Source organism: Lentzea aerocolonigenes, from assembly GCF_000974445.1.
Taxonomy (GTDB): Bacteria; Actinomycetota; Actinomycetes; order Mycobacteriales; family Pseudonocardiaceae; genus Lentzea; species Lentzea aerocolonigenes.
Window position 1 is genome coordinate 216,710 of the sequence record NZ_BBOJ01000017.1, and the last position, 20,443, is coordinate 237,152.

The 20,443-nt window shown below is 68.0% G+C and carries 18 protein-coding genes and 1 tRNA gene; 8 read left to right on the forward strand and 11 right to left on the reverse strand.

Annotated elements, in window-relative coordinates; all coding sequences use genetic code 11:
• Window positions 1-6 precede the first annotated feature (6 nt).
• On the forward strand, window positions 7-1,338 hold the full coding sequence (locus AOM45_RS31315; RefSeq protein WP_081901976.1) for a TIR domain-containing protein: 1,332 nt from the start codon (window positions 7-9) through the stop codon (window positions 1,336-1,338).
• A complete protein-coding gene (locus AOM45_RS31320; protein WP_051783023.1) occupies window positions 1,335-2,657 on the forward strand; it encodes a TIR domain-containing protein in 1,323 nt (440 codons plus the stop codon). The genes AOM45_RS31315 and AOM45_RS31320 overlap by 4 nt, the downstream gene beginning before the upstream one ends.
• A gap of 157 nt (window positions 2,658-2,814) precedes the next feature.
• Here AOM45_RS31320 and AOM45_RS31325 read toward each other — a convergent pair.
• Both AOM45_RS31325 and AOM45_RS31330 read right to left on the reverse strand, forming a co-directional pair.
• A tRNA-Leu gene (locus AOM45_RS31325) sits at window positions 2,815-2,888 on the reverse strand.
• Window positions 2,889-2,941: 53 nt separating this feature from the next.
• Complete coding sequence (locus tag AOM45_RS31330) at window positions 2,942-3,223, reverse strand: metal-sensitive transcriptional regulator (protein ID WP_030466675.1); 282 nt, start codon at window positions 3,221-3,223, stop codon at window positions 2,942-2,944.
• Window positions 3,224-3,548: 325 nt separating this feature from the next.
• Between AOM45_RS31330 and AOM45_RS31335 the strand changes: the two genes are divergently transcribed.
• Complete coding sequence (locus tag AOM45_RS31335; protein WP_030466676.1) at window positions 3,549-3,890, forward strand: histone-like nucleoid-structuring protein Lsr2; 342 nt, start codon at window positions 3,549-3,551, stop codon at window positions 3,888-3,890.
• Window positions 3,891-4,008: 118 nt separating this feature from the next.
• Here AOM45_RS31335 and pabB read toward each other — a convergent pair whose 3' ends face one another.
• The 3 genes from pabB to AOM45_RS31350 form a co-directional block, all read right to left on the reverse strand.
• The gene (gene pabB, locus AOM45_RS31340) at window positions 4,009-5,994 is read right to left on the reverse strand and encodes an aminodeoxychorismate synthase component I (RefSeq protein ID WP_030466677.1); all 1,986 of its coding nucleotides are present in this window, start codon (window positions 5,992-5,994) and stop codon (window positions 4,009-4,011) included.
• A 96-nt stretch (window positions 5,995-6,090) separates the two neighbouring features.
• Window positions 6,091-6,951 carry a hypothetical protein gene (locus AOM45_RS31345; RefSeq protein ID WP_030466678.1) on the reverse strand — a complete coding sequence of 287 codons (861 nt, stop codon included), beginning with the start codon at window positions 6,949-6,951 and terminating at the stop codon, window positions 6,091-6,093.
• Complete coding sequence (locus AOM45_RS31350; protein ID WP_030466679.1) at window positions 6,948-7,445, reverse strand: SigE family RNA polymerase sigma factor; 498 nt, start codon at window positions 7,443-7,445, stop codon at window positions 6,948-6,950. The genes AOM45_RS31345 and AOM45_RS31350 overlap by 4 nt, the downstream gene beginning before the upstream one ends.
• A 181-nt stretch (window positions 7,446-7,626) precedes the next feature.
• On the opposite strand from AOM45_RS31350, the gene AOM45_RS31355 reads away from it, so the two are divergent.
• The 4 genes from AOM45_RS31355 to AOM45_RS31370 all read left to right on the forward strand — a co-directional run bounded on the left by AOM45_RS31355 (window position 7,627) and on the right by AOM45_RS31370 (window position 11,363).
• Window positions 7,627-8,814 carry a metallophosphoesterase gene (locus tag AOM45_RS31355; RefSeq protein WP_308202621.1) on the forward strand — a complete coding sequence of 396 codons (1,188 nt, stop codon included), beginning with the start codon at window positions 7,627-7,629 and terminating at the stop codon, window positions 8,812-8,814.
• Window positions 8,815-8,921: 107 nt separating this feature from the next.
• Window positions 8,922-10,088 carry a type III PLP-dependent enzyme gene (locus AOM45_RS31360; protein WP_030466681.1) on the forward strand — a complete coding sequence of 389 codons (1,167 nt, stop codon included), beginning with the start codon at window positions 8,922-8,924 and terminating at the stop codon, window positions 10,086-10,088.
• A 34-nt stretch (window positions 10,089-10,122) separates the two neighbouring features.
• Entirely contained in the window at window positions 10,123-10,518 is a 396-nt protein-coding gene (speD, locus tag AOM45_RS31365) for an adenosylmethionine decarboxylase (RefSeq protein ID WP_030466682.1), read from the forward strand.
• Between the two features lie 29 nt (window positions 10,519-10,547).
• Complete coding sequence (locus AOM45_RS31370) at window positions 10,548-11,363, forward strand: spermidine synthase (RefSeq protein WP_051783028.1); 816 nt, start codon at window positions 10,548-10,550, stop codon at window positions 11,361-11,363.
• Window positions 11,364-11,415: 52 nt separating this feature from the next.
• Here AOM45_RS31370 and AOM45_RS31375 read toward each other — a convergent pair whose 3' ends face one another.
• From AOM45_RS31375 to AOM45_RS31390, 4 genes are all read right to left on the reverse strand, one after another.
• On the reverse strand, window positions 11,416-12,168 hold the full coding sequence (locus AOM45_RS31375) for an SDR family NAD(P)-dependent oxidoreductase (protein ID WP_308202622.1): 753 nt from the start codon (window positions 12,166-12,168) through the stop codon (window positions 11,416-11,418).
• A gap of 364 nt (window positions 12,169-12,532) precedes the next feature.
• Complete coding sequence (locus AOM45_RS31380) at window positions 12,533-14,581, reverse strand: S9 family peptidase (protein WP_030466685.1); 2,049 nt, start codon at window positions 14,579-14,581, stop codon at window positions 12,533-12,535.
• A 227-nt stretch (window positions 14,582-14,808) separates the two neighbouring features.
• Window positions 14,809-15,579 (reverse strand): DUF1295 domain-containing protein, encoded by a 771-nt coding sequence (locus AOM45_RS31385; RefSeq protein ID WP_030466686.1) that lies wholly within the window; start codon window positions 15,577-15,579, stop codon window positions 14,809-14,811.
• A complete protein-coding gene (locus tag AOM45_RS31390) occupies window positions 15,576-16,802 on the reverse strand; it encodes an SAM-dependent methyltransferase (RefSeq protein WP_030466687.1) in 1,227 nt (408 codons plus the stop codon). The genes AOM45_RS31385 and AOM45_RS31390 overlap by 4 nt, the downstream gene beginning before the upstream one ends.
• 153 nt (window positions 16,803-16,955) lie before the next feature.
• Between AOM45_RS31390 and AOM45_RS31395 the strand changes: the two genes are divergently transcribed.
• The gene (locus AOM45_RS31395; protein ID WP_236703895.1) at window positions 16,956-17,636 is read left to right on the forward strand and encodes a COG4315 family predicted lipoprotein; all 681 of its coding nucleotides are present in this window, start codon (window positions 16,956-16,958) and stop codon (window positions 17,634-17,636) included.
• Window positions 17,637-18,055: 419 nt separating this feature from the next.
• Here AOM45_RS31395 and glyA read toward each other — a convergent pair whose 3' ends face one another.
• Window positions 18,056-19,321, reverse strand: coding sequence for a serine hydroxymethyltransferase (gene glyA / locus AOM45_RS31400; protein ID WP_030466689.1), 1,266 nt, complete (start codon window positions 19,319-19,321; stop codon window positions 18,056-18,058).
• Between the two features lie 15 nt (window positions 19,322-19,336).
• On the reverse strand, window positions 19,337-20,431 hold the full coding sequence (gene gcvT, locus AOM45_RS31405) for a glycine cleavage system aminomethyltransferase GcvT (RefSeq protein ID WP_030466690.1): 1,095 nt from the start codon (window positions 20,429-20,431) through the stop codon (window positions 19,337-19,339).
• Window positions 20,432-20,443: the final 12 nt, after the last annotated feature.

Consider the following 20,443-nt stretch of genomic DNA (forward strand, 5'->3'; position numbering starts at 1 on the left):
AGTCCCATGAGCGGAGTTTTCGTCAATTATCGCAACGGTCCACATTCGGTTTCCGTGGGCGCGCTGGCAGATCGGCTGGTACGGCATTTCGGCAGGGACCTGGTCTTCGTCGCCCATCGGATGTCCCCCGGCACGCGCTATCCGGACGAGCTGCGCGCCCAGGTCGAGGCCCGCGACGTCCTGATCGCGGTCATCCACGACGGGTGGGACGAGGACTGGCGTGACGACAAGGACTGGGTGCGCTACGAGATCGCGACCGCGCTCGCGAAAAGCAAGCACGTCGTGCCGGTGCTGCTCGAGAACACCGCCCGGCTGACCCGGGAGCGGCTGCCGGGCGACATCGCGGAGCTCGCCCTGCGGCAGAGTGTTCGATTGCGGGCCGCGCATTGGCCCGAGGACGTGGAGAACCTGCTGTCCCAACTGGATCTGATGGTCCAACCGGCGGCAGCGGAGCGGGTCGTTCCCAGGCCGAAACGGCAGTGGCCGGCGCTGCGGGCGCTGGGGTGGGCGTTCCCGCTCTCCATGCTCGCGTTGACGAAGTACCACGACACCGACCCGTGGTGGTTGATCTACCCGTTCCTGGCGCTGATGTCGTTGACCGCGATGATCGTCGCCGTGCTGGCGACGTCGGCTGTCCGGCTGCTGAACCCGCGGTTCCACGCGGTCGAGCAGCGGCTGGGGAACATGCCGTACCGCCGATACGCGCAGCGATCCTGGATCCTCGGGGCGGTCATCCTGATCTCCGTAGCCGTCTCCCTGATCGATTTCGCGACCGCGGGTGGCCACTGGCGGATCTGGGTGGCACTGGTCGTTCTCCTCGCGCTGGCGTACCAGTGGCACTGGCTGTGGCTCAAGCACTCCGAAGAGGACAACGCGTGGCCGCCGCCGGTGTCACCGGACCCCTTGATGTTCCGGCGCGCCGCCGTTCGCCTGCACGAGCGGCTGACGGAGTGGAAGCCGCAGCGTTCCCGTTCCCAGCAGCAACAGGCCGTTGGCGTGTACCTGGACCTGGCAGAGACCAGGCTCGCGCTGTGCGCCCGCGCGGAGCTCGGCTGGCGGCCGTGGCTCACCGCCGGGCACCACCGCTTCGCGGTGTTCTTCCTCGGCTGGGCCACGAGTGCCGTGGCGCTGGACCTGATCGCGCTTCCCGCGATGCTGCGGGATCGCGCCTCGACAGGTGCCTACCTGGTGTGCGCGACGATTTCGTTGCTGGCACTGGGAGTCGCGGCCCTCGCGATCTGGCTCGAGCTGCGTGCCGACCGGGCCCAGACCCGGCGGCACGTCGCCGAGCTGACCGGGTGGCAGGCGGAGCTGGGCCCGCTGGTGTTCGAACGATGATCTTCATCAACTACCGCAACGGATCCCACTCGGTCGCGGTCGCCGCGCTCGCTCAGCGACTCGCCCACCACTTCGGTGACGGCGTCGTGTTCGTCGACCACAACATGCCGTCCGGGAGCCGCTACCCGGACGAGCTCCGCGGCCACCTGATCGCGAGCAACGTCGTCCTCGCCGTCATCCACGACGGCTGGGTGGACACGTTCGACCGCGAAGTCGACTGGGTGCGCTGGGAGATCGCCACCGCGCTGCACATGGAGAAGCCGGTCGTGCCGGTACTGCTGGGCACGACCGCGCCCCCGACGAGGGAACAACTGCCGCCTGAGATCGGGGAGCTCGCGGTGCGGCAAGCATCCCGGCTTCGCGCCGCCCACCTCGAGGAGGACATCAACCACGTCATCTGGATGCTCGAACGGCACGTCGCCCCGGCACGGCCGGCACCCGCGAAGCAGGCTCTCAAGACGAAACCCTGGTGGCGCAAGGTGATGTGGCGTGCCCTGATCGCGTTCGCCGCACCGCTGCTGATCGCCTTGCCTGCCGGCCTGAACTGGCTCATGTTCGCAACGGCGGCGGTGCTCTCATACGCCGCCATGGTCTACACGACGCTGCTCCTGGGTGTGCAACTCCTGACACGGCACCGGACCTACCGATGGGAACGACGAACGCAGACGATGCCCTACCGCGACTACGTCCGCCGCGACTGGATCCTCGTCGGCGTGCCGGTGGCCATCATGCTGACGGTGTTCGCCGAGTTCGTGATGCAGGGTGGCACGTGGCGAATCGGGTTCGTGCTGACCGCGCTCGTGCTACTGGTCTACTTCACTCAGCGCCTGTCGAACCGGCGCGACCTGCAGGAGCGCGAATGGCCGCCGGAGGCCTCACTTGAGCCGTACCTGTTCCGCCGGGCCGCGGCCCGGCTGCGCGAGAGGTTGCTCTCCTGGCCCGACTGGCGCCCGCCGCGCTCTCGCCTGCAGCAGGAGCAGGCCGTCGGGGTGTACCTCGACCTCGCCGAGACCCGGCTGGCCCTGCGCGCCCGGACGGAGTGGGGCTGGCGCCAGTGGGCGACGACCGGCCCGTCCAACGTGCCGTGCACCTACCTGGGATGGACGATCGGCCTGGCCGCACTGCAGACGATCGTGGTGGTGCTGCGGTTCGACCCGATGGTGTGCCTGCTGAGCGCCGGGATCGTGCTGCTGGGCCTGGGGCTTGCGGCCGCCGCGGTCGCCATCAACCGCCGCACCGAGCGAAACCACGACACGTGGCTGGTGCAGGAACTAACCGAATGGCAAGCAAAAGTCGGGCCCCTGCTGTTCGAACGCTGACCACAGTGCGCGGATCTCGGGTCGAGCGAAGCGACGACCCGAAGCCGGGGTCCGGGGGCGCAGCGCCCCGGCTGGGGTCTGGAGGCTCGGCCCCCAGAAAACACCACGGGCGAGGCATGGTCTGCGCTTTCCGCAGACACACCTCACCCGAAGTCCGTGCCCCCGGTGCGACTCGAACGCACACTGGACGGATTTTGAGTCCGCTGCCTCTGCCGATTGGGCTACGGGGGCGTAGCGGGGTGAACTCTAGCGGATCACCCCAACAGGTTTCTTGTGGGGACCCCTCAGGACTTCACCAAACGGCCGATCGCGGCTGACGCCTCGGCCAGCTTCTCCTCGGCCACCGGGCCGCCTTCGGCTGCCGCCTGGGCCACACAATGCTTCAGGTGCTCGTCGAGCAGTCCCAGCGACACCGCCTGCAGCGCCTTCGTGGCGGCGGAGATCTGAGTGAGGACGTCGATGCAGTATTCGTCGTTCTCGACCATGCGCTGGAGGCCGCGGATCTGTCCCTCGATGCGGCGCAGTCGCTTGAGGTATGCGTCCTTGTCCGCGGTGTACCCGTGCATCGGCTCCTGACCTTCCCTACCCCTGGTGGGTATGTCGAGGATACCTGCACCGGATGGGGGTGCGTTATGTGCAACGCTGCTCCGTCAGCGGGAATGGTGAAGCGGCCAGCAAGCCCAGCAACGGTCCGAAGTGAGACGACTAGCAGCACATTTTGGACCCATAACACCCGTGCGGTTTACCGGGGTAAATGACCCGACCGGGGGGTTGGGGTCACATTTTAGCGGCGAAAGGTTCGCCGTTTTTCGTCATGTGGACTATGGTGTTGTCGGAGCACGTGGTTACGTCGAGGATCCGCGTGCTATGTGAGTACCCAACGGAGGAACAGTGGCACAGCAGACCGTCGTCCAACTCATCGACGACCTCGACGGCGGAGAAGCCGACGAGACCGTGACCTTCGCACTTGACGGTGTCGAGTACGCCATCGACCTGTCGAAGGGAAATGCGGAGCGGCTTCGCGAGTCGCTGGCGGACTTCGTCGCCAAGGCTCGTCGTGCGGGGGGCCGCAAGCAGCGCAAGGGCACCGGCAAGTCCACGGTGAAGGCCAGCGACAAGGCTGAGGCGCAGCGCATTCGTGACTGGGCCCGCGCGCAGGGGCACCAGATCTCGGACCGCGGTCGCATTCCGCAGAACCTGGTCGTGCAGTTCCAGGAAGCACACGCCTCCTGACCTGCGCGAACACGCGAGGTTTCCACACGTCGGCCGGGTTGCCGGCCGACGTGTTAACCACCAAGGATCAAACACGATCCTGTTGGATTCGCACTCGTTCTCGATCCGGAACGCGGGATCAACGACCGGGAAAGTGCGCTCCGAACAGGCGTAACACGGCAGTGGCCTTGACCGCTGTCTCCTCGAATTCCTCGTCAGGGTCGGACAGCGAGATGACAGCTCCGCCGACACCGAAACTGACCTGGTCGCCGTTCGTGACCAGCGTTCGGATGACGATGCTGAAGTCGGCTGCTCCGTTGAGCGAGAAGTAACCGAGCGCTCCCGAGTACACCCCACGTGGACCGGCTTCCAACCCATCAAGGATCTGCATGGTTCGGATCTTCGGTGCACCGGTCATGGAACCACCGGGAAACGCTGCTCGAACACATCTGACGGCAGAACTGTCCGGGCGAAGTCTGCCCCTGACGGTGCTCACCAATTGGTGGACGGTCGCGTAGGTCTCGACGTCGAACAACCGCGTCACCTCGACCGAACCCACTTCCGCGCACGTGCCGAGATCGTTGCGGACGAGGTCCACGATCATCAGGTTCTCGGCCCGGTCCTTGACCGAACGGGCCAACGCCGTGCGCAACATCTCGTCGTCCGCCGCATCAACACCTCGCGGACGTGTGCCCTTGATCGGCGACGACTCGACGACGCCATCTCGGTCAACCCTGATAAATCGTTCGGGTGACGTGCTGAGCACGGAGAGGTCACCGAAACGCAGCAACGCCCCGAACGGAACGGGATTAGCGGCACGAAGCAGCCGATAAGTGTCCCACGGGTCGAGCGAGGCACGCCACGACATCATGTTCGTCAAGCACGCCTCGTACGTCTCCCCGGCGGTGATCGCTTCCTGGCACGCGCTGATCAGCTTCAGGTAGTGCGCACGCGGATGGCGCAACGTCACGTCGGACACGACCGGCCGCGAAGGCTCGTCCAAACGCGTCAGATCCGCCAGAACGGCCGAAACGTCGGCGAACCAGGAGTCATCGGTCAGCGACAGCAAATAGACACAATCGTCAACGTGATCGATGACCACCGCACGGTCCGTGAACACGAACGACGCGTCGGGCTGTTCCGCGCGGTGTGCGAAGTCGCCGCCGCACTCCGCCTTCAGTTCGTAGCCGAGGTACCCCACCCACCCCAGCGCGAAGTCGAACGGCACGTCTGGCTGTTCGACGCCCCACGACGACAGGTCGTCGTCCAGCCAGGAGAAGAACGAGGGGCAGGGCAGCCGCACGCCGTCCAGGGTGAGCACCTGGTCCGGCACGGAGTACTGCGCAACGCGCGCGAGAGGACCCGAGGCGTCACCCATGAACGAGAACCGCCCGCCGGTGCCGCTGTCCAGCCAGAACGCGGTCTCAGAGGCCGCGTAGAGGGCTGCGAACGTCTCCTCCGCATTCGCCGCCACGGCGAGCTTCCGGACGTGCACAGGGCGCTTCTGAGGCTCTGGGCGAACCAGCACCGGTTCGGGCACCGCGGATGTCCTGGTGGGGGTCAGCGCGGCGAAGTTCGCGAGCATCTCGCGGCCGAAGTCGGTGCAGATCGACTCCGGGTGGAACTGCACACCCCACGCGGGTCGGTCGAGAGCGCGCACACCCATCAGCACGGAGTCATCACTCCACGCGATGGCCTCCAAAGAAGAAGGAAGCTCCGTCACGGCCAAGGAGTGGTACCGCACGACGTTCAACGGCGACGGCAGCCCTGCGAACACATCAACGCCCGTGTGTGTAACCGGGGAAACGATCCCATGGCGCGGCACAGGCGCAGGGCCGACAACGGCGCCGTACGAGAGACACAGACCCTGATGGCCCAGACACACGCCCAGCAACGGAATGGCGGCGTGCTCGATCACCGCGCGGCACACGCCGAAGTCGGCGGGGTTGCCCGGCCGGCCGGGGCCAGGCGAGATCACCACGTTGTCGAACGACCGCAGCGAGGCAAGCCGGAAGCGCGGGTCGTCGTTGTGGACGACCTCGGGCTCGACGCCGTTCACCTCAGCGAGGTGCTGGAAGAGGTTGAACGTGAACGAGTCGTAGTTGTCGATGAGGAGAGTCCGCATTGCAGGACGGCACTCTACCTGCCAAAACACCCGAAAAGAGCAACGAGAGAGGGCGGTCACGACAACGCGTGACCGCCCTCCTGACGCGAAGTGGGCTCAGCTGTCGAGCAGGAACTTCGGATCCGCCGCCACTGCCGCCAACGCCGGCGTGAAGAACGGCTGCGCGTCCAGCTTCGGATAGCCGCTGTAGGCGTACTCCTCCTCCTGCGTGACCATCACCGTCCAACCGTTGGCCGCCCGGTAGGCCGCCACGGTGCCGGCGGGTCGGCCGGGTTGCACGGAAGCAGCGGTCCCGACCTGCTTCCCGTCGACGTCCATGATCTTGCAGCCGCCGGAGCCGCCCTGGTACCGCGTGACGAGCGCGCACGGGTCGGTCGGGGCCTTCGGGTTCGGCGTCGACACCTCCACCGTCAGCTGGCCGACCTTGTCGCCCTTGCGCACCGGCACGTATGCCGTGTACTGCCAGACCTCCGGCGTCTCGCCCTTGTTCGTCGAGATCTGCGCCTGCGCGCGGAGCATGCCGCCGTACATGGTGGGGTCCTTGTACTTCAGATCAGGCGTGTCGTACCCGGCCGGAACGGACGCCTTCGCCAGTTCCAGCAGCTGGGTGCCGCGATCGGCCTGCGGCCCGTTCGTGGCCGTCCGGTCGCTCTGCCCGACCGGCCACTCCTCGCCCCACTGCGTATCGGGCATGCCGGAGCTGGGGCGGGAGCTGGAACTGCTGCTCGGCCCCGCGCCCGTGATGTATTCCTTCGTCCCCTGCGGGTTCAGCGCGAACGCAGACCCGAGGCCGATACCGACCACGAGCACCGCGACCACGGCTCCCGTGATGGACGACCGACGCCGCGACCTGGCCTTCCGGGCCGCGTCGAGCGCCCGTCCGGGGTCCATGGCCGGCGGCGGGCTGCTCGCCACCACCACATCCTGAAAAGCCCTCTTGAGGTCCTGTTCGTTCATCGAACCCTCTCCTGCTCCGAGAGCAGGCCGCGCAGCGTCTGCAGCCCCCGCGCGGCCTGACTCTTGACCGTTCCTTCCGAACACTTGAGGACGACGGCCGTCTGCTCGACGGACATGTCCTCCCAGTACCGCAGGACGAGGCACGCACGCTGCTTCGGAGGCACCTTCGCCAACGCCTCCAGCAGCACCATCCGTTCCTCGGGGTAGACCCCTGGCGGAGCAGCCGAGTCGGTGATGTCGTCACTCGCCGACTCGAACCGGAACCACCCGCGCCGTCGCTCGGACAGGAACGTCCGCACCACGATCTGCCTGGTGTAGGCGTCCAGTGCCTCGTGCCGCTCCACCCGGCGCCAGGCCAGGTACAGCTTCGTGAAAGCTTGTTGCACGAGGTCTTCCGCGCGATGCCAGTCACCGCACAGCAGGTATGCCGTGCCGCGCATGGCGTCGGAACGGGCCGCGAAGTACTCCTGGAACGCGGCGTCCCGATCACTCATCAGGTCTCCCCCTTCTGCGGTGCCGGGTTAGTCACGCCACCTCACGCCCGGCGGGTTGCATCGACCTGAGGACGAGTTCAGGGTGCCACCGCCTGTGACGGTTCGCGTGCCGACCGTGAGCGCGCTCCCCCGCGGCCCCTCCGACGATCACGCCGGCAAGAGCGAAAAGCATACTGATGTCGTGATTTTCCTGTTGCTCCTCGGAGTTCCGACCGCCCTGGGCCACCTGTACCTGTGGCGCCGGCTGGTCGTGAACACGACGCTTCCGCGCACGCTCGGCCGCCGCATCGGCACGATCGCCGTCGTCGGCGCGTTCGTGCTGCTGATCAGCGCGCTGGTCGTGACGCGGAGGGTGCCGCCGGAGTACGGGAAGTTCTTCGCCTGGCCGGGGTTCGTCTGGCTCGGGCTGCTGTTCTACCTGGCGATCGCGCTGGGCATCGCGGAGATCCCGCGGCGGATCCTGCTGCGGCGCGCGACCACCCTCGCGCCGGTGGCCGTCGGCGCCGGGCCGGAGCCCGTCGAGCCGGTCGAGGTCGTGCCGGACCCGTCGCGGCGGCTCTTCATCGCACGCTCGGTGGCGATCGGTTCTGGCATCGCGGCGAGCGGCGTGGTCGGTTACGGCATGACGCAGGCGCTGGGCGCGCCGCAGCTGCTGACCGTGCCGGTCACCCTGGACAAGCTCCAGGCGTCGCTGTCGGGCTTCCGGATCGCGGTCGTGAGCGACATCCACCTCGGCCCGCTGCTGGGACGTTCGCACACCGAGCGGATCGTGCGGATGATCAACGAGCAGGAGCCGGACCTCGTCGCGATCGTCGGCGACCTGGTGGACGGCACGGTCGCGGAGCTGGGTGAGGCCGCCGCGCCGTTGCGGGACCTGGTGTCCAGGAACGGCAGCTTCTTCGTGACGGGCAACCACGATTACTTCTCCGGTCACGAGCCCTGGCTGCGCGAGCTGGACAAGCTCGGCGTGAACCCGTTGCGCAACGAGCGACTGACGGTGGCGGGCGGCATCGAGCTCGCCGGCGTGAACGACGTGACCGGGAAGTCCTACGGAGACGGGCCGGACTTAGAGAGGGCCCTGAACGGCCGTAACCCGAACAACCCTCTCGTTCTTCTGGCGCACCAGCCGGTGCAGGTCGCCGACGCGTCTTCACGTGGCGTCGACCTGCAGTTGTCCGGCCACACACACGGCGGGCAGATGGTGCCGTTCAACTTCGTCGTGCCCTTGCAGCAACCCAGCGTCGCGGGGCTGTCGAAGGTGGACGACACGTGGCTGTACGTCAGTCGTGGCGCGGGTTTCTGGGGGCCGCCGGTGCGGGTGGGCGCGCCGCCGGACATCACGATGATCGAACTGAAGTCTGCTGGGTAAATCACACTCGGCCCGACGGATTGCGCACTTCCGGTGTCGAGGCCGTAGAGTGGACGGCCGTGCCCGCGTACGGACCGCGAGGCGGATGAAGGGGGAACCCTGGGGAAATGACCGAGAGCTTCGCCGTCGACCGGCGTTACGAGGCAGAGGCTCGTATTCGGCGTTTCCTGGACCAGGAGAACCCGTCGACACCGTGTCTGGTGATCGACCTCGAGACGATCCGCGCGCGCTACCAGGCGATCCACACGGCACTGCCGTTCGTCGACATCTTCTACGCCGTCAAGTCGAACCCCGAGTCCGACGTGGTCGGCACGCTGGTCGCGGAGGGTTCGCACTTCGACGTCGCGTCGCCCGCGGAGATCGACCTGTGCCTGGCGCGGGGCGCCGCACCGTCGTCGATCTCCTACAGCAACCCCATCAAGAAGGCCGCGGACATCGCGTACGCCTACTCGCGCGGGGTGCGGATGTTCGTGTCCGACAGCGAGCAGGACGTCCGGTTCGTCGCCTCCCACGCGCCCGGTTCGTCCGTCCTGGTGCGAATCCTCGTGCACAGCAAGGGTTCCACCTACCCGTTCGGCAACAAGTTCGGTTGCGATCCGGAGATGGCGACGGATCTCTTGCGGCTCGCGCACGAGTTGGGGCTCGTTCCTCTCGGTGTGGCGTTCCACGCGGGCTCGCAACAACTCTCCGTGGACGGCTGGGACTCCGGCATCGCCGACGCCGCGCTGATCGCGGCCAAGCTGCGCGCGGAGGGCATCGAGACGTCGACGGTGAACCTGGGCGGCGGTCTTCCGGCCGTGTACCAGGCTTCCACTCCCTCACTCGAGGCTTTCGCCTCTGCCATCGAGGCTTCCATCGCGCGACACTTCGGCGCTGTGCGTCCTCGGGTGATGATCGAGCCCGGCCGTGCGATCTCCGCCGAGGCCGGGATGATCCGTTCTTCCGTCGTGCTGGTGTCGCGGAAGTCCTATTCGGACGAACGCCGCTGGGTGTACATCGACATCGGCCGCTACCAGGGCCTCGCCGAGACCGAGGGCGAGGCGATCGCGTACCGGCTGCGGACCTCGCGCGACGGTTCGCCGACGGGTCCGATCGTGCTGGCCGGTCCCACGTGCGACGCGGACGACGTGATCTACCAGCACACCCGCTACGACCTGCCGCTCGACCTGCAGGCCGGTGACCACGTGGACATCCTCCACGCGGGCGCCTACACCTCCTCCTACTCGTCCGTGTGCTTCAACGGCTTCCCGCCGTTGGCCACGTACTGCATCTGAAGTCCGTTGCAATTCACATAGTTTGGAGTGATTGATGTCCGAAGCGCCCTGTCAGACCGAGGAGACCGTCGGTTTGTTCGCGGGACAGCACGTACTTGCAGAGCTTTCGGGTGTGAGCGCCGATCTGCTCGACGACGAGCAGTTCCTGCGGCACGCCCTCGGTGAGGTTCTCACGCAGGCCGACGCAACTGTGCTGGAGGTGATCTCCAAGAAGTTCGATCCTCAAGGAGTCACCGTGCTGGCTCTGCTGTCGGAGTCCCATGCCTCGATCCACACCTATCCCGAAGTGGGTTCGGTGTTCGTCGACGTGTTCACCTGCGGTACTCGTGCGAAACCCGCGCTGGCCGTCCAGCTACTCGCTGACGCTCTGGGCGCCGCTCACGTGAGCACGGATCTCGTCACTCGTGGCATCAAGGAGCACGCCGCGTGAACACCATCAACGAGCCGCTTGCCGATGGCATGACCCGCCACTGGCGCGTGGACGAGGTGCTGGTCGACACCAAGACCGACTTCCAGCACCTGGTGATCGCCCGCACGGCCCAGGGCGTGTCGTTGTTCTGCGACAACGACCGCCAGTCGACGGAGTTCAGCCAGCTGACCTACCACGAGGCCCTGATGGTGCCGGCGCTGCTGCTGGCCGACACCGTCGAGCGCGTGCTGGTCATCGGCTCCTCCGAGGGTGTCGTGTGTCAGATGGCCGTTCAGCACGGCGCCACCGTCGTCGACCACATCGACATCGACGAGCAGGCCGTGAAGCTGTGCGCGGAGCACCTGCCGTACGGCTACACGCTCGAGGAGCTGGCTGCCGCGGAGAAGGGCGACGGCCCGATCCGCGTCCAGTACATCGACGGGTTCGAGTACATCCGCACGACGTCGGAGAAGTACGACATCGTGCTGGTGGACCTGCCCGACGAGCGTGAGGAGGAGGCGCAGCACAACCGCTTGTACGGCGCCGACTTCCTGCGCATGTGCAAGGCGCTGCTGCGTCCCGGCGGCGTCGTCGTCAACCAGTCCGGTTGCCAGACGATGTGGCGCAACACCACGCTGATCCGCTCCTGGCAGCGGTTCAACGAGGTGTTCGACACCGTCGCGTACTACGGCTCGGACGAGCACGAGTGGGCGTACCTGTTCGGCCGCGCGGACGTCGTCGAGGACCCGACCGCGCTGATGGTCGAGCGGTTGAAGACGGCCGGGTACGAGCCCGAGTCGATCGACGACCTGGCGTTGGTGGGCAACAGCATTCCGCCCTACCGGGTGCGTCAGTCGCTGGCCTGAGCCTGACGTCGGAGAGGGGCGCTTCCCGTTCGCGGGAAGCGCCCCTTCTGCGTCATCCGTGCGGCCCGCCGCTGACGTAGAGGACCTGGCCGGTCACGAAGTCGGCGTCCTCGGCGGCGAAGAACAGGACGGCACGGGCGATGTCGTGCGGTGTGCCGATCCGGCCACGCGGAATCGAGCGCGCCTGCACGCGCAGGTGCTCCTCCAGCGTCCGGCCCGCCCTGGCCGCGCTCACCACCGTCATGGCCGTCTGCACGACGCCGGGGCCGACCGCGTTGACCGTGATCCCGTGCGGCGCGAGGTCGAGTGCGGCGGCACGGGTCAACCCCTCCAGACCGGCCTTCGCGGCGACGTAGTTGACCCGCTCGTCGTCACCGAGCGCGGAGATGCTGGAGATGTTGACGATGCGCCCCCACCCGGCCTCACGCATGGCCGGCGCGGTGGCCTGAAGCATCAGGAAGCTGCCGCGCAGGTGCGTGTCCACCACCGCGTCCCAGTCCGCCAGCGGCATGTCCAGGACCGAGTTGTCCTTGGCGAAGCCCGCGTTGTTGACCAGGACTCCCACCGGCCCCAGCACCGACGTCACCTCGGCGACGGCAGCGGCGACCGCGTCCGGATCGCTGACGTCGCACGACACCGCGACCGCCGACCCGCCCTCGCCGCGGATGCGGTCCGCGACCTCCTCCGCGGCCTCGGCGACCCGGTCCACGACCGCGACCCGATGCCCCAGGCCCGCCAGCTCCGCGGCGATGCCTGCCCCAATTCCCGAACCCCCGCCGGTGACCAGCGCGACACGTGACTGCACGTCGATCACCCTCGCGGGCGCGTGCCTGCTCCGGCAACCCGATTACGCGCGACAGCCGCACAGGCGGTGGCGGCGAGCAGGTGATCAAGTGGAAGTCGCGAGGAAGGCAGGGCCCCGCCCTCCCGGGGGCTGACCGCCCCGGCCGCAGAACCTCAACCTAGACCCGAAGGCACCGTGTCAAGCCTCCGCTCGGCGATCTGTGGACAGCTCGAGCTGACCGCCGAGTTGTCCACAGATCGGCCTGCGGATGGCTTGACACGACGGTTTCGCGAACAGGTGACCTTCTCCCCATGTGCCGGGGAGACGCTGGCGGAGCACTGGGGCCAACCCCGCGAGTGCCGCTCGGGCCGGCCCCACCTCGTTCTCAGCTCAGCGACTGCTTGAGGAACTCGACCTGCAGGAGCAGCAGGTTCTCGGCGACCTGTTCCTGCGGGGTCATGTGCGTGACGCCCGAGAGCGGCAGCACGGTGTGCGGGCGGCCGGCGGCGAGCAACGCGTTGGACAGGCGCAGGGTGTGCGCGGCCACCACGTTGTCGTCGGCCAGGCCGTGGATGATCATCAACGGGCGGGAGAGCTTGTCCGCGTCGGCGATGAGGGAGTTCGAGTCGTAGACCTCGGGCTTGTCGTCGGGGTGGCCGAGGTAGCGCTCGGTGTAGTGCGTGTCGTAGAGGCGCCAGTCGGTGACCGGGGCGCCCGCGATGCCCGCGTGGAAGACGTCCGGGCGGCGCAGGACGGCCAGCGCGCTCAGGTAGCCGCCGTAGGACCAGCCGCGGATCGCGACTCGGGTCAGGTCCAGGTCGGGTTCGACGGCCGCGGCCGCCTGCAGGGCGTCGACCTGGTCCTCCAGGGTGGCGCCGGCGAAGTCGTACGCGATCGCGCGCTCCCAGGCGAGGCCGCGGCCGGGGGTGCCGCGGCCGTCGGCGACGATGACCGCGAAGCCCTGGTCGGCGAGCCACTGCGAGGCCAGGAACGCGTTCTGGGCCGACACGACGCGCTGGGCGTGCGGACCGCCGTACGGGTCCATCAGCACGGGCAGCTTGGTGCCCGGTACATGACCGGTGGGCAGCAGCAGTGCGGCGCGGAGGTTGCGCTCGCCCAGGGTCAGCATCCGCGGGGACGCCTTGAGCACCGGGGTCTCGGCCCACGACTCGATCTCGTGCTCGCCGGCCTTCACCCGTGCGCCGAACCTGTCCAAAGTGGCCGATACGAGCACAACCGTGTCGCCGCCCCGAATCGCAGAGTGCACACCGTCCTCAGTGGACAGTCGCTCGACGGTCTCGCCGACCGAGTAGACGTGCGTCTGCGTCGGGTCGTCGGCCGAAGCCGCAACCAGGATGGAGTCGTTCGCGATGTCGAGCACCCGGCGCACCTGCAGGCCGCTGGTCAGGACGTCGTCGCCGACCTGCAGCGCGTACTCGTCGCCGGAACCCACGATCCGCACGAGGCGGCCGTCCGGAGTCCACGCCGGAGCGCCGTCGGTGACCTCGAGCCACGTCGGGTCGGTCTCGACGGCGATCTCGGTGACCGCACCGGTGTCGGGGGCCAGCGAGTAGATCGTGCGGGTGCGCTGGTCACGGGTCTGCGTCGTGATCAGCGGTGCCCCGCCCGACGACCAGTGCACGTCGTTGAGGTAGTCGAAGTCCAGCAGCACCGGAACGAAGGTGCCGTCCAGCGACACCACGTGCAACGACACCGTGGCGTTGGTCGTGCCCGCCGCCGGGTAGGCGATCTCGGTGGCAGCGGTGCCGGGGTTCGCGGGGTCGGCGATGTACCAGCGCTGGACCGGGGCGTTGTTCACGCGCGCGGCGATGAGGCGCTTGCCGCCCGGCTCCCACCAGTAGCCGCGGTAGCGCGACATCTCCTCGGCCGCGATGAACTCGGCGAGGCCGAACGTCACGTCCTCGCCGTCGGGAACGGCTACGGCGTAGTCCTCACCCGAGTCCAGCTCGACCACCCGCAACGTGCCGCGCGTGACGTACGCCACACGCTGCCCGGTCGGGTCGACGCGCGGGTCGACGACGCCACCCCCGGTCGGCAGCTCACGGGCGCTGCCGTTCACCAGGTCGGCCGCGAACAGGCGACCGGACAGGGCGAACGCGGCGACCGAGGCGTCCTGGGAGAGCGAGTAGCCGACGATGCCCGCGCCGGACTCACGCGTGCGCTCGCGACGAGCCTTCTCCTCCGCCGGCAGGTCCTCCGGATCGCTCAGCAGCGTCGCCGGGTCGGCGAGCAGCCGTTCGACGCCGGTGGACGTGTTCAGCTCCCACAGCCCGTTCGCACGGCTCGTGGCCGTGGCCGAACGCAGGAAGAAGACACGTCCCCCGTCGGACGACACCGCGAAGGTCCTGGGTGCGCCTACGGTGAACCGCTGGGTGCGCGCCTGTTGGCGCGGGAAGGAGATGTCGTTGCCCACCCGGCCACACTAACCCGCGCACGCCGACGACACGGGCGTTGTGACGTGCACTGCCTGGCACGACACAGCCCGACCGGCACCGCACCACCAGTGACAGGGCTCGCCACGCTGCCGTGGGAACTCGCGCTCAGGGGCGCATCGTGGTGCCGCCCGCACACCTTCCTCCTGGCCGCCGCAAAACGGCCTGTTGAGCGTGACTTCACCGCCTGCGCTGCCGGGGCACGCCACTAGCTCACGCGACTCCTCGGAGGCAGGGGAACGAACCCGCTCGTCCGCTGCACGTACTCGGCATAGCCGGGCCGGCGGGACACGATGTCCTTCTCCAGCAACGGCTTTCCGGTGCCCTTCGCGAGCAGCCACGTCATGATCACCGGACCGATGATCGTGAGCGCGGCGAGCCACGAGTGCAGCGCGAACAGGTAGAGGCCCCACCACACGACAGCGTCACCGAAGTAGTTCGGATGCCTTGTGTAGCGCCACAGTCCGCGATCCATAACGGCGCCCTTGTTCGCCGGATCCGCCCGGAACCGGGAGAGCTGCCAGTCACCAACGGCCTCGAAGACGAAGCCGACCATCCACACGCCAGTGCCCACCCAATCTAGCACTCCGAACGGGGCCGAAAGGTGCTGCGCGGCCTGCACCGGCAACGACACGACCCACATCAGCGCGGCCTGGATCAGGTAGACGCGATACATCCGCAGACGCGGATTTCCCTTGGCACGCCTCAAAATGTCCTGATACCGCGGATCTTCGTCCTTGCCGGAGTTGCGCACGAAGATGTGCGCTCCCAGGCGTAGACCCCACACCGCAGTCAGCACCGTGATGATCCACTGCCGAGTTGGTTCGCCCTCCGCGAACACCAACGTGATCACGGCGATCACGGCGAACCCAGGTCCCCACGCGGAGTCGATGAGGTCGTACCGCCGACGTGCGTCCGCGTACAGGAACAGGCCGCTGAGCAGCAGAACCACCGCGACCAGACTGATCAGGAAGCTCATCGCGCCACCAGCTCACGACGCACCCGAGGCATGCCGCTGCGCCCGTTCTCGCTCCTGCGCACCGCGAGGATCTGGTCCACGCCCATCCGCCCTTCCTCGAAGGTCAGCGCACCACCCGCGAGATACAGCCGCCACACCCGCGCCTGCCCCTCCCCGACCAGCGCGACGACCTCGTCCCACCGGTCTTCCAGTGTCTGCGCCCACGCCCGCACGGTCCAGACGTAGTGCTCGCGCAACGCGTGCACGTCACGGATCTCAAGCCCAGCCGCCTCCAGGAACGCCGTCGTCTGGCTGACAGGCCTCATGTGCATGTCCGGCGCCACGTACGACTCGATGAACGCACCACCGCCAGGCGCGTTGCGCCCGCGCGACATCTGCTGCAACAACAACCGCCCCTCAGGCTTCAGCAACCGGTGCAACGCCGAGGCGTACTCGGGGTAGTTCCGCTCGCCGACGTGCTCACCCATCTCGATGGTGGAGATCGCGTCGAACGGCTCGTCCCGCACCTCCCGGTAGTCCTGCAACCGCACCTCGACCCGCCCCCGCAGCCCCTCGGCCTCGATCCGCCCGAGCACGTGCTCGCGCTGCTGAGCGGAGATCGTCACCCCGGTCGCGTGCACGCCGTAGTGCTTCGCGGCGTGAATGATCATCGATCCCCACCCGCACCCGACGTCGAGCAGCCGCATCCCGGGCCGCAGGTCGAGCTTGCGGCAGATCAGGTCGAGCTTGTTGTGCTGAGCCTGAACGAGCGAGTCCTCATCGGACGTGAAGTACGCGCACGAGTAGGCCATGCTCGGATCGAGCACGAGCCGGTAGAAGTCGTTGCTCAGGTCGTAGTGGTGCGAAATGGCGTCCCGGTCCCGGCTCTTCGTGTGTAGCGCACCCCGCAACCGCGCCTCCTCCTTCGGCGCGTCCGGGTTCGGCCCGATCACTTTCAACCGCAATGCAAGTTTCGCGACCTCCACCAGCCGAGGCCGTCGCGTGACCCCACGCCGCACGAGCCCCCAGATCTGCGACAGCCCGACGGCGAGATCCCCCTCGACGTCGAGCTCGCCACTCACGTACGCCCGCGCGAGCCCGAGCTCGTCCGGCCTCCACACGAGCCGCCGCAGAGCGTCCCGAGACCGGATCACGAGCACGGTCCCGTCCTGAGGCCCCGCCACGCTCCCGTCCCACGCCCGAATTCCTATCGGCAGCGGCGCACCCAGCACCCTCTCGGCCATTCCTGCCAGCTGACCAGCGACGACCACCCTGCACCTCCCGCACGACCTGGCTCCGCCAGACGTTCGAGCCGACAAGAGGTTCGGTTCGTTTCTGAACCGAGACGCAACCGGGCCCGTATGGCCTCGATAGAGCGAACGACGGAACAGGAGGACATGAGTGTGATCCGACGTAACCGCATTGCCATCGGGCTCGCCGCGGGGCTGGCAGTTGTGCTGGGTCTGGGTGTCTGGAGCGCCACGGGCAGTGGCACGAACTCGAAGCCGGTGGCACAGACCGAAACCGACCTGGGCGTCCTCGGTGACTACGGCGACGTGGGTCAGCCCCCGGTACTCCAGGAGCCAGCTCAGGCACCCGAATCCCCACAGCAGCAGGCACCGGAGGCCCAGACCCCGGCCGCGCAGCCTCCCGCAGCGCAGCCGCCGGCCGCGGCTCCGGTCAGTTCGTTGAAGCTGGTAGGCAAGGCCGTCGACAAGATGGGCATGGTCGTCCAGGACGGCGATGGCCGCACGATGTACCGCTTCGACAAGGACACCCCGAAGCCGGAAGGCAAGTCGAACTGCAACAACCAGTGCGCCGTGACGTGGCCGCCACTGCTGTCGGACACGATTCCGCAGGTCGAGGGCATCGACTCGAAGCTCGTCTCGCTGATCACCCGCGCAGACGGCAAGAAGCAGGTCGCGATCGACGGCTGGGCGATCTACGCCTACTCCCAGGACCCGAAGCCGGGCGCCTGGAAGGGCCAGGGCGTCGGCGGCACCTGGTTCGTGATCCAGCCCGACGGCAAGCGCAACGTCGAGTGCCTCCCGCCCGGCGTGACGGCACCGGCAGCCTAAAACTCCCGTTAGGACGGTCCATCTGAGACACACAACACCCTGACACGGTGAAACCCCGGCCCTGGGGAAGGGGCCGGGGTTCCCGTCGTTTCGCTCACAGGTATGAAGGGCGCCGCCGAGAGGTGGCGCCCTTCTCGTTGAGGCCACACCGAAGGCGGGCAACTCAAGCCGAGGCCGAAGGCGAGGCGACGCGATGGCGCAGCCGAGCCGCACGCCCTACTCAACGCGCAGCCGCCCAACGCAACAGGGAGATGGCTTACGCAACCCAAGCGCCCCAAAACGGGACCAGCGCAAGCTAACGCAGGCGTCCCCCCAAAAGGAGGACCCCCTGAGCCCAAACGCTGCTCAGGGGGTCCGACAAGATCAGAAACTCAAAATCCCGAACGCTCAGAGCCCCAAGGACTCAGAACACCAAGGGCTCACAGCGTCGAGTACAACGGATGCTTCGCCGCCAGCACCTCAACCCGAGCCCGCAGCTCCTCCAAGGCAGCCCCGGGCTTCAACGCCTCGGCAATGACATCCGCGACCTCAGCGAAGTCCACCTCACCAAACCCGCGAGTGGCCAACGCCGGCGTACCGATCCGCAGCCCGGACGTCACCATCGGCGGCCGGGGGTCGTTGGGAACAGCGTTGCGGTTGACCGTGATCCCGATCTGGTGCAGCACGTCCTCGGCCTGCTTCCCGTCCAACTCGGACGAAACCAGGTCGACGAGAACCAGGTGCACATCGGTGCCTCCGGTCAGCACCTTCACGCCGGCCGCCGCGACGTCCGGCTGCGACAGACGGTCCGCGAGAATCCGCGATCCCTCCAGCGTCCGCCGCTGACGGTCTGCGAACTCCGGCGAGGCGGCGTGCTTGAACGCCACCGCCTTGGCCGCGATCACGTGCTCCAGCGGGCCGCCCTGCTGGCCGGGGAACACCGCCGAGTTGATCTTCTTGGCGATGTCCGCGTCGTTCGACAGGATCACGCCGCCGCGGGGGCCGCCGAGGGTCTTGTGCGTGGTGGTCGTCGTGACGTGCGCGTGCGGCACGGGCGACGGGTGCAGGCCCGCGGCCACCAGGCCGGCGAAGTGGGCCATGTCCACCATCAGGTAGGCCTCGACCGAGTCGGCGATGCGGCGGAACTCGGCGAAGTCCAGCTGGCGCGGGTACGCGGACCAGCCGGCGACGATCAGCTTCGGGCGGTGCTCGGCGGCGAGGCGCTCGACCTCGGCCATGTCGACCCGGCCGTCCTCATCGGAAACGTGGTACGGCACGACGTTGTAGAGCTTGCCGGAGAAGTTGATGCGCATGCCGTGGGTCAGGTGGCCGCCGTGCGCGAGGTCCAGGCCCAGGATCGTGTCGCCGGGCTGGAGCAGGGCGAACATCGCGGCCGCGTTGGCCTGCGCGCCCGAGTGCGGCTGGACGTTCGCGAAGCCGGCGCCGAAGAGCGACTTGATGCGCTCGATGGCCAGGCGCTCCACCACGTCGACGTGCTCGCAGCCGCCGTAGTAGCGGCGGCCGGGGTAGCCCTCGGCGTACTTGTTGGTGAGGACGGAACCCTGTGCCTGCAACACCGACACGGGCGTGAAGTTCTCCGAGGCGATCATCTCGAGGGTGCCCTGCTGGCGCGCCAGCTCGGCGGCAACGGCCTCGGCGACCTCGGGGTCGTACTCCGCGAGGGAGGCGTTGAACTGCTCGGACATCTGAGGATCTCCCTATTACTTGGCGCGCTTGTAGAACGGAAGTGCGACGACCTCGACCGGCTGCTTCTTGCCGCGGACGTCCACCAGCAGTTGGGTGCCCGGCTCGGCACTCGCCTTCGTGACGTAGGCCATGGCCACCGAGTAGCCGAGCGTCGGGGAGAGGGCGCCCGAGGTGACCTCGCCGACGACCTCGTCGCCGTTCAGCACCGCGTAACCGTGGCGCGGGGCGCGGCGCTCGGGGGTCTTCAGTCCGACCAGGACCGAGTCCACACCGGACTCCGACACCTTCGTCAGCGCGTCGCGGCCCACGAAGTCGCCCGGCTTGTCGAGCTTCACGACGCGGCCGAGGTTCGCGTGGTACGGCGTGAGGGACGTCGTCAACTCGTTGCCGTACAAGGGCATTCCGGCTTCGAGACGCAACGTGTCGCGGCAGCCGAGGCCGCACGGCTTGAGCTCGTGCGCGGCACCCGCCTCGAGCAGCGCGTTCCAGACAGCCGGGGCGTCGGCGGGCGCGAGGAACAGCTCGAAGCCCTCCTCACCCGTGTAGCCGGTGCGGGCCAGGAGTGCGTCCACGCCAGCGACCGACGACGGGTACGAGGCGTAGTACTTGACCGTCGAGAGGTCGGTGTCGGTCAGGCCCGACAGGATCTCGACCGACTTCGGGCCCTGGATCGCGATCAACGCGTACTCCGTCGAGGAGTCCGTCACGACCGTGTCGAAACCGGCGGCGCGCTCCACCAGCGCCTCGGCGACCACGGCCGCGTTGGAGGCGTTCGCGACGACCATGTACTCCTCGTCGCCCAGCCGGTACACGATCAGGTCGTCGATCACGCCGCCGTCGGCCTGGGTGATCATCGTGTAGCGGGCCTTGCCGACGGCCAGCGCGGAGATGTGGCCGACCAGCGCGTGGTCGAGGGCCTCGCCGGCCTGCGGTCCGGTCAGCACGATCTCACCCATGTGCGTGAGGTCGAACAGGCCCGCGGTGGTGCGCACCGCGTGGTGCTCGGCGAGCTCGCTCGAGTAGCGCAGCGGCATCCGCCAGCCCGCGAAGTCGGTGAACATCGCGCCGAGCTGCTCGTGCTCGGCGTTCAGAGGCGTGAGGCGGGACATCAGAACGCTCCT